The sequence below is a fragment of the Micromonospora sp. NPDC049139 genome, from assembly GCF_055586845.1.
This window is the reverse complement of the sequence record NZ_JBVJHK010000017.1, coordinates 24,308-36,380: the sequence shown is the minus strand read 5'-3', so window position 1 is coordinate 36,380 and position 12,073 is coordinate 24,308. Positions and strand designations below refer to the sequence as shown.

Here is a 12,073-nt window from a genome sequence, read left to right as displayed (position 1 = left end):
CGCGGACAGGCATGATCGTAACCGAGCGTTGACGGTCCGTGGTGGCCCGTGCCGTGTGAGGATTGCTCCCCGTGTCCACCGCACCGCTCCGCCCGACGCTCGACCCGGTGACCACCGGGGCGCTCGTCCTGGCTGTCGTCGCCGTCTCGTCGTCCGCGCCGCTGGTGGCCTTCGCGGCGGCACCGGCCCTGGCCGTCGCGTTCTGGCGCAACACGCTCTCGGTCGCCGTGCTCGGCCCGTACGCGCTGTGCCGGCGGCGCGCCGAGTTCCGGTCGCTGACGGTCGGCGCCGGGCGGCGCGAGGGCCTCTACTGCGTCCTGTCCGGGGTCGCCCTCGCCGCCCACTTCGCCACCTGGATGCCGAGCGCCCAGCTCACCTCGGTCGCCGCGGCGACCGCGCTGGGCGCCACCCAGCCGGTCTGGCAGGGCCTGATCGCCCGCGGCCAGGGCCGCCGCCTGCCGGTCGCGGTGTGGGTCGGCATCGGGGTGGCGGTCGCCGGGGCGGCCCTCGCCACCGGGGCCGACTTCGGCGTCTCGGGTCGGGCCTTCGCGGGCGACCTGCTGGCGGTGGTCGGCGGGATGTTCGCGGCGGTCTACACCGCGTTCGGCGAGCGGGCCCGCACGACGATCAGCACGACCACGTACACCACCATCTGCTACGGGGTCTGCGCGCTGCTCCTGCTGGTGGTCTGCCTGGTCGGCGGGGTGCCGCTGACCGGCTTCGACACCGGCACCTGGGCCGCCGTGCTGGCCCTGGTGGCCGGCGCCCAACTGCTCGGGCACTCGATGTTCAACTATGCGCTGCGCCGGGTCTCGGCGACCACGATCAGCGTGCTGGTCCTGCTGGAGGCCCCGGGCGCGGCCCTGATCGGCTGGGCCTGGCTGGGGCAGCTGCCCCGGGCCACCGCCCTGTCCGGGCTGGCGCTGCTGCTGGCCGGCGTCGCGGTGGTGGTGCTCGGGGGCGCCCGCGCCGCCCGCCGGGTCCCGGCGTCCACCGCCGTCCCGGCCGACGTGGGCCCGCTGCGCGACTGACCCCCCGCCGCACCGTGGCCCCGGGCACGGTCGGCCGGCCGCCAACACTCTTTGCCGCGAGAACCGCCGTTCCGCCCGCCGGAGACGGCCGCGTCCGTGAGAGTGCGGGGGAGGGAAGACACGGGACGGGACGGCGGATGGCGAAGCGGGACGGCGGCGAGGGCGATCGTGGCACGGTCGTCACGCCGTCGGCCGAGTTCCCGCCACTCGACCCGGACGAGCTGCGGGCGCTGCGCCGGATCGGCGACCGCTGGCGGGCCGCCCGGCCGGGCCGACCGCCCGGCGGGGACATCCTGCCCGTCGATCCGACGCTGCGCCGTCATCCCGGCCAGCCGGCCCCAACCCGGTTCGGCCGGCTCGCCCCGATCGCGATGTTCCGGGTCGGGGAGCCGGACGAACTGGTCGCCGCCGAGCCGGCAAACCTGCCCGGCACCCGTTTCGGCCGGGCGGGCACCCGGTTGCGGCGGGTGCTGTTCGGGCCGCCGCTGAGCAGCGCCGCCGTGCTCTACGAGCGGATGCGCAAGCTGGTCGCCCTGCCGGTGCTCTCCTCCGACCTGCTCAGCTCGGTGGCGTACGGGCCGGAGGCGATGCTGGCCGTGCTGCTGCTCGCCGGCAGCGGCGCGCTCGGGCTGTCCCTGCCGCTGGCCGCCGGGCTGGCGCTGCTCATGGTCGCGGTCGGCGTCTCCTACCGGCAGACCGTGGCCGCCTACCCGCACGGGGCCGGCTCGTACATCGTGGCCGGCGACAACCTGGGCGCGGGGGCGGGCCTGGCCGCGGCGGCGGGTCTGATGATGGACTACGTGCTGACCGTGGCGGTGTCCGTCTCCGCCGGCGTCAAGGCGGTCACCTCGGCGGTCCCGGGGCTGACCGGCTGGACGGTGCCCCTCGGGCTGGCCGTGGTCGGCGTGCTGCTCGCGGGCAACCTGCGCGGCGTCCGCACCGCCGGCAACCTCTTCGTGCTGCCCACGTACGCCTTCGTGGTCGCGCTGCTGGCGCTGCTCGCGGTCGGCTGGTTCCGGGTGGCCGAGCGGGGGTTCGTCCCGGTCGACCCGCCGCCGGTGCCGGCCGTCGAGGGGCTGGGGCTGCTGCTGGTGCTCCGCGCGTTCTCCTCCGGCGCGGTGTCGATGACGGGCATCGAGGCGGTCTCGAACGCGGTGCCCGCGTTCCGGCCGCCGGAGTGGCGCAACGCGCGCACCACGCTGACCTGGATGGTCGCGATGCTGGTGCTGTTCTTCCTCGGGCTCATCGGGCTGATCCACCTGTCCGGGCTGGTGCCCACCGCCGAGCAGTCGATGCTCTCCCAGTTGGCCCGGGTCACGTTTCCCAGCGGTCCCTGGTACGGGCTGCTCCAGGCCGCGACGGCGATGATCCTGCTGTTGGCCGCGAACACCGCCTTCAACGACTTTCCCCGCCTGCTGTTCTTCATGGCCCGGGACGGCCACGCGCCGCGCCGGTTCCTGCACATGGGGGATCGGCTCGCCTTCAGCAACGGGCTGGTCGCGCTGACCGCCGCGGCAGCGGTGATCCTGGTGGCCTTCCGGGGGCGCACCGAGGCGCTGATCCCGCTCTACGCGGTCGGGGTGTTCCTGGCCTTCACCCTGTCCCAGACGGGGATGGTGGTGCACTGGCGCCGCCGGCGCGGGTCCGGCTGGCGACGCCGCGCGACGATCAACGCGGTGGGCGCCGTCTTCTCGGGGCTGGTCCTGGTCACCGCGGCGGTCGCCAAGTTCACCGAGGGCGCCTGGGTGGTGGTCGTCGCCGTGCCGCTGCTGATCCTGCTGTTCCGGGCCATCCAGCGGCACTACCGGACGCTGCACCGCTCCCTCGCGCTGCACCCGCCGCCGGCCGGCCCGGTGCCCGGGCCGCCGGTGGTGCCGGCGCGGCCGCCCACCGCCGGGCCCGCCGCGCCCGAGGACGAGGAACTACCCGAGCAGGTACGCCACCTCGTGGTGGTGCCGGTCGCCCGGCTCAACCGGTCCTCGCTGCGGGCCCTGGCGTACGCGGCCTCGCTCGGGCAGCCGACGCTGGCCGTGCACATCGCCCCCGAGGAGCCGGAGGCGGACCGGTTCCGGGAGCAGTGGCAGGCATGGGGCGACCACCTGCGGCTGGAGACGATCGTGTCCCCGTACCGGGCGGTGATCGGGCCGCTCGCGCACTACCTGGAGGCGCTGCACGCCTCCCGCGCCGACCTGGTGCTGACCGTCGTCGTGCCGGAGGTGGTGGTGCGCAGCCGCTGGCACCGGCTGCTGCACAGCCGCACGGAGCAGCGGCTCCGCGCGGCGCTGCGCCGGCTGCCCGGGGTGGTGGTCACCAGCCTGCCGGTGCACCCGGACGAGTAGGTTCCTCGCCGGCCGGTGGCGGCGGCCGTCAGACCTCGTGGACCTCCAGCACCCGGGCGGCCGGGGCGGCGTCGCCCAGCGCGGCCCGCAGGGCCACCCGCTCCGGGTCGGCCAGGAAGGCGTCGTAGCCGTCGCGGGTGTCGAACCGGATCAGGTGCACCTCGGTGTGCCCGTCGCCGGTCCGCAGCCGGCGCTCCAACCGCCCGCCGTGCCGCCCGAGCAGGCCCAGCACCGTGTCCTCGTACCGCCGACCGCCCTCCACCTCGGGCAACTCCACCAGGGCGACCAGGCGCAACGCCGCAGCCGGATCGGTGACCAGCGACTTCCAGAAGTGGTGGTCGACGTGGCCGCCCGGGATGCCCTCCCGACGCCCGGTGTCGAGGTAGCCGTTGCGACGGTAGAACTCCGGCGCCTGGAACGAGAACGAGGCGACCGACATCTGGGTGCAGCCGCGCCGGCGAGCCTCCTCCTCGGCGGCGCGCAACAGCCGGCCGCCCCAGCCCTCGGCCCGCCGGTCCTCGCGCACCCACACCATGTTGATGCCGGCGCAGTCGCCCCAGGTCCAGCCGGTCAGCCCGGCGACGAGTTCGCCGGCAGCGTCGGTGACCCGGACGGAGAGGTCGGCCTCGTCGGCCGCGCCGGTCGCCCGATTGTTGAAGGCGGTCAGCTCGGCGTCGAGCCGGGCCGCCAACTCCTCGTCCGCGCCGAGCACCCGTAGCGTGTCGCCGTTGCCGCCGCCGGCCGTGGCGTCGCGCGCGGCGGTGCCGTTCCCCGTCGTCATGCGGCGGAGTATGGCAGCGGGGCGGCCACGGGCGACACCGCTATCCTGCGACGCCGACCGCCTCGGCGCTGGTCGCCCAGAGCCGGGCGGCGAGCTGCGGGTCGGCCGCCTTGCGCAGCGGCCGACGCGGCTGCCGGTCGGCGTAGTAGCCGCCGGTACGCAGCCGGGACGGATCCTGGTTGGCGAGCCAGACCAGCGTCTCGGCCCCCTTCTCGGGGCTGCGGAACGGCAGCAGCCGCATGCCCAGGGCGACCAGCCGGCTGTCGTTGGCGAACCGGGTGCGCACCACCCCGGGGTGGAGGCAGTACGCCGGGATCTCGGGCCAGCGCCGGGCCGCCTCGGCCGTGAAGAGGATGTTCGCCTGCTTGCTGGTCCCGTACGCCTGCATCGGCCGGTAGCGGCGCAGCGGGGCGTTCAGGTCGTCCGGGTCGAGCGCGCCGCTGCGGTGCGCGGCGGAGGCGGTCACCACCATCCGGCCGATCCGGTCCCGCAGCAGGTTGCTGAGCAGGAACGGGGCCAGGTGGTTGGCCTGGACCGTCAGCTCGAAACCGTCGACGGTGGTGAGCGGCTGGAGGACGATCGCGCCGGCGTTGTTGGCCAGCACGTCGATCCGGTCGTACGCGGCCCGCAGCTTCTCCGCCAGCCGGCGGACGTCGTCCAGCACCGCGAAGTCGGCCCGGAACAGCTCGGGCCGCTCGCCGGACGCCTCGCGCACCTGCTCCGCCGCGGCCTGGAGCCGGGCCGGGTCCCGGCCGACCAGTACCACCTGGTCACCGCGGCGCGCCAGGTCGACGGCGGCCGCCAGCCCGATGCCCGAGCTGGCCCCGGTCACCACCACCAGCCGACGCCCAGTGAAATCTTCCACAGGTCCATTCACCCCGGTCACGGCACGAGGTTACCGTGGCGTCACAAAGCCCTTTGGGATCGTTAAGTTCTCGCCTTTCTCGTCAGGTGGCGTCGGCGTGCCCGCCGCACGCTGGAAGGAGCGCATCCATGGCCGCAGTCGGTCGCCCCCGCCGGTCCTGCCTCGCGGTACCCGGCTCCAGCGTCAAGATGCTCGGCAAGGCCCAGGGCCTCCCCGCCGACCAGGTCTTCCTGGACCTGGAGGACGCGGTCGCCCCGCTGGCCAAGCCCGACGCCCGGAAGAACATCGTCGCGGCGCTCAACGAGGGCGACTGGTCGGGCAAGACCCGGGTCGTGCGCGTCAACGACCTGACCACCCCGTGGACCTACCGGGACGTCATCGACGTGGTCGAGGGGGCCGGCGCGAACCTCGACTGCGTCATGCTGCCGAAGGTGCAGAACGCGGCCCAGGTGCAGTGGCTCGACATGACGCTGACCCAGCTGGAGAAGACGCTCGGCCTGGCGGTCGGCCGGATCGGCATCGAGGCGCAGATCGAGAACGCCGCCGGCCTGGTCAACGTGGACGCCATCGCCGCCGCCTCGCCCCGCGTCGAGACGATCATCTTCGGCCCGGCCGACTTCATGGCCTCCATCAACATGAAGTCCCTGGTGGTCGGCGCCCTCATCCCGGACTACCCGGGCGACCCCTACCACTACATCCTCATGCGCATCCTGATGGCCGCGCGGATGCACGACAAGCAGGCCATCGACGGCCCGTTCCTGCAGATCCGCGACGTGGACGCGTTCCGCGAGGTGGCGAAGCGCTCTGCGGCGCTCGGCTTCGACGGCAAGTGGGTGCTGCACCCGGGCCAGATCGACGCCGCGAACGAGGTCTACTCGCCGGCCCAGGCCGACTACGACCACGCCGAGCTGATCCTCGACGCGTACGAGCACTACACCTCGGAGGCGGGCGGTCGGCTCGGCGCCGTGATGCTCGGTGACGAGATGATCGACGAGGCGTCGCGCAAGATGGCCCTCGTGGTCGCGGCGAAGGGCCGGGCCGCGGGCATGACCCGGACCTCGTCCTTCACCCCGCCGGCGGAGTAGTCCCGCCGGGACCGACGATCCGTGCCGCCCCGGTCCACACCGGGGCGGCACCGTCGTTCAGTAGCTGCTGCTGGTGTCTGCCTGGCTGATCGCGAAGATGATGATCCCCACGTAGAAGAGGATGCCCAGCACGATCAGGCCGGTGAGGATCCAGCCGATGATGATGGCGGCCTTCGCCATGCCCTCGCCGCCCTCGCCGGTCTGCTGGATCTGCTTGGCCGCGACGTGACCGAGGATCGCGCCGACCGGCGCGGTGATGCAGGATGCGAAGCCGACCAGGGAGAGCACCAGGGCGGCGATCGCCATGCCGTTGGTCCTCTGCGGGGCGCCGTAGCCGTACGCCGGGTAGGCCGGCGGCGGCGGGTATCCGGCGGGCGTGGACAGGTCCGCCTGCTTCATGCCGGCGTACGGGTCGCCGCCCGCGTACGGGTCCGCCGGGGCGTACGGGTCGGCGGTGGGTTGGGTGGGGATGGGCTGGCCGCTCGCCGGGTCGGCGGGCGGGCTCGACTGCTGGCCCGACCACGCCGGGTCGTTCCAGCCGCCGGACGGCGGGGGATATGTCATTCGTCTACTCCGTTGGGTGCGGGTGCGCCCGTCAGGGTAGTCACGCCGGCGCAAACCCTGGGGGGTCGCCACCGGGTGTGCCGCGTTGCCCGGGCCCCGGGAAGCGGGCAGGATCCTGGCATGGTGATTGACGCGCGAGCCGCGGACCGCTCCGGAAGCCGACCGAGACGGGACGTGAGCCGCCCCGGCCTGGCCCGGCGCACCCGGGCCGCCGCCGCGGCGAGCCCCGCCGGCACCGACGAGCCGGCGCCGCTGCCGGACCCGGTGACGATGCGACTCGACGGGAAGGTCGCCCTGGTCACCGGGGCGGGCAGCCCGGACGGCATCGGGTACGCGACGGCGCGCCGGCTGACCGATCTCGGCGCCCGGGTGGCCATCGTCTCCACCACCCGACGCATCCACGAGCGGGCCAGCGAGCTGGGCGTCACCGGTTTCGTCGCCGACCTCACCGACGAGTCGGAGGTCGGGGCGCTCGCCGACGCGGTCACCGAGCAGCTCGGCGACGTGGAGGTGCTGGTCAACAACGCCGGGCTGGCCAGCCGGGCGAGCCCCGAGGTGCTGCGCCCGGTCGCCCAGCTCAGCTACGACGAGTGGCGCGGCGAGATCGACCGGAACCTCACCACCGCGTTCCTGTGCAGCCGGGCCTTCATCGGCGGCATGGCCGAGCGGGGCTGGGGCCGGATCGTCAACCTCGCGGCCACCGCCGGGCCGGTCAACGCCCTGCCGACCGAGGCGGCGTACGCGGCGGCCAAGGCGGGCGTGGTCGGGCTGACCCGGGCACTGGCGATGGAGATGATCGCCGACGGGGTGACCGTCAACTCGGTCGCCCCGGGCACCATCCACACCGCGGCCTCGACCGTCGCCGAGATCAAGCAGGGCCTCGGCACCCCGGTCGGCCGCCCCGGCACGCCGGACGAGGTGGCCGCGGCGATTACCTTCCTCTGTTCGCCGGCCGCGTCGTACATCACCGGGCAGATGCTGGTGGTGGACGGCGGCAACAGCGTCCGCGAGGCACAGTTCCGCTGACCCGGGCCGACGGCGGGCGTCAGTAGGTGGTGCCGTGGTCGCCGGCGGCGATGACCAGGGCGATCCAGCCGCAGCAGGCGACCAGGCCCAGCCCGGTGAAGACGTAGCTGAGGACGAGGCCCCAGGTGGCGAGCTGGTCGCCCTCCTCGCCCGTGGTGCGGATCTGCCGCTTGGCCAGGTGCCCGAGCACGATGCCGGCCGGGGCGAACACGAACGCGAGCACCAGTGACAGGATGGCCAGCACGTTGGTGCCCCCGCCAGGGCGGGGGCCGGACGGCGGGCCGTACTGCCCGTAGGGCACCTGCGGGGCGTACGGCGGCTGGTGCGCCCACTGCTGGCCGTGCGGCGGCTCGCCGGGCTGCTCGTAGGAGGGCTGCCCGTACGCCGGCTGCCCGTGGGACGGCTGCCCGTAGGACGGCTGCTCGTGGGCGGGCGGCTGCCCGTACGGCGCCGGCGGCTCGGACCACGACGGTGGCGGCTCGGACCGCGACGGGTCGTGGCCCGGCGGGGGCTCCCAGGGCGACGGCGGCCGGTCCGGATCGGGCGGGCCCGGCGGCGGTGGCTGGCTCACGGTCTCCTCCTGCCGGTGGCGGATCACGTCCCCTCTTGCCGGACGCTACCCGCAGCGGTGAACCTTTTCACAGCGGTTGTGTGGACTGGTCACCTTGGCCTCGCCCGCCAGGCGGCTGATACTGACCGAGCGTTCAGTTACCCATGAGTAAGGCGCCGACCCCCGGAGGCTGAGATGGCCCGACTCGCCCAGACGCCCGGCCTGACCGATGTGCAGCGGTCGATCCTGGAAACGGTCCGGGAGTTCGCCGACAAGGAGATCATCCCGCACGCGCAGCGGCTGGAGCACGCCGACGAGTACCCGACCGACATCCTCGACGGGATGCGCGAGATGGGCCTCTTCGGCCTCACCATCGACGAGGAGCACGGCGGGCTCGGCGAGTCCCTGCTCACCTACGCCCTGGTGGTCGAGGAGCTGTCGCGGGGCTGGATGTCGATCTCCGGCATCGTCAACACCCACTTCATCGTCGCGTACCTGATCTCCCAGCACGGCTCGGCCGAGCAGAAGGCCCGGCTGCTGCCGAGGATGGCCACCGGCGAGGTGCGCGGCGCCTTCTCGATGTCGGAGCCGGAGTGCGGCTCCGACGTCTCGGCGATCAAGTCGAAGGCCGTACGTGAGGGCGACCGGTTCGTCATCAACGGCCAGAAGATGTGGCTGACCAACGGCGCGTACTCCTCGGTGGTGGCCACCCTGGTCAGGACCGACACCGGCGCGGACTCGGTCTACGGGAACATGAGCACGTTCCTGCTGGAGAAGGAGCCCGGCTTCGGCGAGACCGCGCCCGGCCTGACCATCCCCGGCAAGATCGACAAGATGGGCTACAAGGGCGTCGAGACCACCGAGATGGTGCTCGACGGGGTCACCGTCCCCGAGACCGCCGTCCTCGGCGGCGCGGAGAAGGTCGGCCGCGGCTTCTACCAGATGATGGACGGCATCGAGGTCGGCCGGGTCAACGTCGCCGCCCGCGCCTGCGGCATCTCCATCCGCGCCTTCGAACTCGCCGTCGCGTACGCCCAGCAGCGCCGCACCTTCGGCCAGCCGCTCGCGAAGCACCAGGCGGTCGCCTTCAAGCTCGCCGAGATGGGCACCAAGATCGAAGCCGCGCACGCCCTCATGGTCAACGCCGCCCGCCTCAAGGACGCCGGCCAGCGCAACGACGTCGAGGCCGGCATGGCCAAGCTGCTCGCCTCGGAATACTGCGCCGAGGTCGTCCAGGAGGCGTTCCGCATCCACGGCGGCTACGGCTACTCCAAGGAGTACGAGATCGAGCGGCTGATGCGGGAGGCCCCGTTCCTGCTCATCGGCGAGGGCACCTCGGAGATCCAGAAGACCATCATCTCCCGCGGCCTGCTCAAGGAGTACAAGCTCTGACGGGCGCGCCGGTCACCCACCGGCCGGCTCGACGGCCGGTTCCGGTGCGGTGACCGGCCCCACCGCCAGCACCTGCGGCCGTTCCCGGTACGCCTCGATCGCGGCCGCCAGGCGCGGCCGCCGCGACCAGGAGCGCCAGCCGTACGACACGGCGGGCGGCCGTTGCCGTTGTGGCGAGACCCTTCCCGAGCCGGGTCAGCTCAGTCGGGTGAGGCCACCAGCGGCACGCTCCACGATCAGGCAGCGGTCCTCGACGTAGTCGATGCCCGCCTCGGTGGCGATCCGCCGCGCCTCGGCCGAGACGATGCCGAGCTGCAACCAGACCGCCGGGGCGCCGATCGCCACCGCCTCGCGCACCACCTCGACCGCGTCCTGCGCCGGCCGGAACACGTCGACCAGGTCGACGGGGTGCGGGATTTCGGCCAGCGACCGGTAGACCCGTTCGCCGAACAGTTCGTCGGCGGTCGGGTTGACCGGGATGATCCGCCAGCCGTACCGCTGCATCTGCAACGGCACGCTGTGCGCGGCCTTGCGCGGGTCGCGGGACGCGCCCACGACGGCGATCACGGCGGAGTCGGCGAGGATCTGCTGAGCGGAACGCACCCGCCGACTCTAACCCCGCCGCTCAGCCGCCGCTCCCGAGCGCGCGGCGCAGCCGGGCGTACTCCTCGGACGTGCCGATGGCCGCGCGGTGCTCCGGGTGGGCGAGGTAGTGCCGGATCGCCCCGACCAGCGGCTCCGGCGCGACGTCCAGCTCCCCGGTCTCCATGGCCACCGCGCGGCGCACGCCGAGGCCGCGGTGCCGGATCAGCTCCGGTCGCCGCACCGGCAACCGGAGGAAGCCGGACTGCCGCGGCGAGCGGACCCGTACCGCCGGGTCCAGGGCCTCCCACGGCACGTGGAGGTGCCGCAGCGGGTCGCCCGCGGTGATCCCGTCCGGCGTCAACGCGACGGTGGGTACGCGTCGCCAGAGGGCGACCGTCAGCGTTACGGCGAACAGCCCGGACAGGAGCCCCAGGAGCCACCGCCACCCGTCCGGTGTCGAGGCAGCCGGGTGGCTCGCCTGGTACGTCGCCTGGAAGGCGAGGAAGCCGAGGAGGGAGCAGCGGTAGCCGATCCCGTGCTTGGGCGGCCCGAAGAAGGCGCGTTCCTGCTCCGCGACCCGCAGCTCGGCGGTGCTCGGCCGTCCGAACAGCCGCAGCAGGCTCCAGCAGAGCGCGAGCAACGGCGGCAGCGTGAGCAGGGCGCCGGTATCGCCCGTGCGCAGCGCCCACCCGGTCGCCACGCCCCACAGCAGCCCGACTGCCAGCGCGACCGTCACCGCGATCCGTTGCCGGCGCAGTGCCCGGTCGATCCTCTCCCGCACGGCGGCAGGGTATCGGCCGGCGTCTACAGCAGGCTGAGCTGCTCGGCGGCTGGCGGCGCGGGTGTCGGGTCGGGCAGGCGGCGGTCGTCTCCGCGCTCGCCCCGGTGCAGCCCGTGCCGGCGTGACGCGATCCGCACCCGCGCCGTCAACTCCCGCTGGTAGGACTGCGGGGCGTACGCGCCGGAGCGGTAGAGCTCGCGGTAGCGGGGGACCAGATGGGGGAACTCGCGGCCGAGCCAGCGCGCATACCACTCCCGGGCTCCGGGGCGCAGGTGCAGCGCCAACGGGGTCACGCTGGTCGCCCCGGCCGCCGCGATTGCCGCCACCGTGGCGTCGATCGAGGCGTCGTCGTCGCTGAGCCCGGGCAGGATCGGCGCCATCAGCACCCCGACGTCGAAGCCGGCGTCGGTCAGCGCCCGCACCGCGTCCAGCCGCCGCCGCGGGCTGGGCGTGCCCGGCTCGACCGCGCGCCAGAGCCGCTCGTCGACGAAGCCCACCGAGAAGGAGACGCCGACCCGGGTCACCTCGGCGGCCTGGCGCAGCAGCGGCAGGTCCCGCAGGATCAGCGTGCCCTTGGTGAGGATCGAGAACGGGTTGGCGAAGTCGCGCAGCGCCGCGATGATCTGCGGCATGAGCTGGTAGCGCCCCTCGGCCCGCTGGTAGCAGTCCACGTTGGTGCCCATCGCGACGTGCGCGCCCCGCCAGCGCGGCGCGGCCAGCTCCCGCCGGACCAGCTCACCCGCGTTGACCTTGACGATCACCTTCCGGTCGAAGTCCGTACCGGCATCGAGGTCGAGGTAGGTGTGAGAATTTCTCGCGAAACAGTAGACGCATGCATGACTGCATCCCCGGTACGGGTTGATCGTCCACTCGAAGGGGACACGGGAGGCGCCGGGCACCTTGTTGATGATCGACTTGGCCCGGATCTCGTAGAACGTCATGCCGGCGAAGCCCGGGGTGTCGAAGGTGCGGGCGATCGCGCCGGGCAGCGCCAGCGGCAGGGGTGGCGTCGCTGGCGCTGCCCGATCGGGGACCCCCTCGTCCGGGGGAGCGGAGAGGTTGTCCCAGCGCATG

Annotated in this window: 13 protein-coding genes; 5 read left to right on the top strand and 8 right to left on the bottom strand. The window is 73.7% G+C overall.

Annotated features, from left to right (window positions below):
* Positions 1-71: 71 nt before the first annotated feature.
* Together ACZ6Q9_RS25030 and ACZ6Q9_RS25025 are read left to right on the top strand one after the other, a co-directional pair.
* Positions 72-1,031 (top strand): DMT family transporter, encoded by a 960-nt coding sequence (locus tag ACZ6Q9_RS25030; protein ID WP_393258180.1) that lies wholly within the window; start codon positions 72-74, stop codon positions 1,029-1,031.
* Between the two features lie 137 nt (positions 1,032-1,168).
* The gene (locus tag ACZ6Q9_RS25025; RefSeq protein ID WP_393258183.1) at positions 1,169-3,370 is read left to right on the top strand and encodes an APC family permease; all 2,202 of its coding nucleotides are present in this window, start codon (positions 1,169-1,171) and stop codon (positions 3,368-3,370) included.
* A gap of 28 nt (positions 3,371-3,398) precedes the next feature.
* Here the strand turns inward: ACZ6Q9_RS25025 and ACZ6Q9_RS25020 are convergent, their stop codons facing one another.
* Positions 3,399-4,151, bottom strand: a complete 753-nt coding sequence (locus ACZ6Q9_RS25020; protein ID WP_396829763.1) for a GNAT family N-acetyltransferase — start codon at positions 4,149-4,151, stop codon at positions 3,399-3,401.
* A gap of 40 nt (positions 4,152-4,191) precedes the next feature.
* Positions 4,192-5,016 (bottom strand): SDR family NAD(P)-dependent oxidoreductase, encoded by an 825-nt coding sequence (locus ACZ6Q9_RS25015; RefSeq protein WP_396829762.1) that lies wholly within the window; start codon positions 5,014-5,016, stop codon positions 4,192-4,194.
* 128 nt (positions 5,017-5,144) lie between these two features.
* Between ACZ6Q9_RS25015 and ACZ6Q9_RS25010 the strand changes: the two genes are divergently transcribed.
* Positions 5,145-6,101 carry an HpcH/HpaI aldolase/citrate lyase family protein gene (locus ACZ6Q9_RS25010; protein WP_396829760.1) on the top strand — a complete coding sequence of 319 codons (957 nt, stop codon included), beginning with the start codon at positions 5,145-5,147 and terminating at the stop codon, positions 6,099-6,101.
* A 57-nt stretch (positions 6,102-6,158) separates the two neighbouring features.
* Here ACZ6Q9_RS25010 and ACZ6Q9_RS25005 read toward each other — a convergent pair whose 3' ends face one another.
* Complete coding sequence (locus ACZ6Q9_RS25005; RefSeq protein ID WP_396829759.1) at positions 6,159-6,665, bottom strand: DUF4190 domain-containing protein; 507 nt, start codon at positions 6,663-6,665, stop codon at positions 6,159-6,161.
* Between the two features lie 120 nt (positions 6,666-6,785).
* Here ACZ6Q9_RS25005 and ACZ6Q9_RS25000 point away from each other — a divergent pair, with 120 nt between their 5' ends.
* Positions 6,786-7,691, top strand: a complete 906-nt coding sequence (locus ACZ6Q9_RS25000) for an SDR family NAD(P)-dependent oxidoreductase (RefSeq protein WP_350701482.1) — start codon at positions 6,786-6,788, stop codon at positions 7,689-7,691.
* 19 nt (positions 7,692-7,710) lie between these two features.
* Here the strand turns inward: ACZ6Q9_RS25000 and ACZ6Q9_RS24995 are convergent, their stop codons facing one another.
* Positions 7,711-8,262: a DUF4190 domain-containing protein gene (locus tag ACZ6Q9_RS24995; RefSeq protein WP_396829758.1), complete on the bottom strand. Its 552-nt coding sequence runs from the start codon at positions 8,260-8,262 to the stop codon at positions 7,711-7,713.
* Positions 8,263-8,436: 174 nt separating this feature from the next.
* On the opposite strand from ACZ6Q9_RS24995, the gene ACZ6Q9_RS24990 reads away from it, so the two are divergent.
* Positions 8,437-9,633: an acyl-CoA dehydrogenase family protein gene (locus tag ACZ6Q9_RS24990; protein ID WP_393258201.1), complete on the top strand. Its 1,197-nt coding sequence runs from the start codon at positions 8,437-8,439 to the stop codon at positions 9,631-9,633.
* Between the two features lie 12 nt (positions 9,634-9,645).
* On the opposite strand, the gene ACZ6Q9_RS24985 is transcribed toward ACZ6Q9_RS24990, so the two are convergent.
* From ACZ6Q9_RS24985 to ACZ6Q9_RS24970, 4 genes are read right to left on the bottom strand one after another with little or no spacing between them, the layout of a single operon-like run.
* Positions 9,646-9,783 carry a hypothetical protein gene (locus ACZ6Q9_RS24985; RefSeq protein WP_396829756.1) on the bottom strand — a complete coding sequence of 46 codons (138 nt, stop codon included), beginning with the start codon at positions 9,781-9,783 and terminating at the stop codon, positions 9,646-9,648.
* A gap of 45 nt (positions 9,784-9,828) precedes the next feature.
* On the bottom strand, positions 9,829-10,236 hold the full coding sequence (locus ACZ6Q9_RS24980) for a CoA-binding protein (protein ID WP_396829755.1): 408 nt from the start codon (positions 10,234-10,236) through the stop codon (positions 9,829-9,831).
* Between the two features lie 22 nt (positions 10,237-10,258).
* The gene (locus ACZ6Q9_RS24975) at positions 10,259-10,999 is read right to left on the bottom strand and encodes a hypothetical protein (protein WP_393453023.1); all 741 of its coding nucleotides are present in this window, start codon (positions 10,997-10,999) and stop codon (positions 10,259-10,261) included.
* A gap of 23 nt (positions 11,000-11,022) precedes the next feature.
* Entirely contained in the window at positions 11,023-12,072 is a 1,050-nt protein-coding gene (locus ACZ6Q9_RS24970) for an Rv2578c family radical SAM protein (protein ID WP_393453670.1), read from the bottom strand.
* Position 12,073 lies beyond the last annotated feature (1 nt).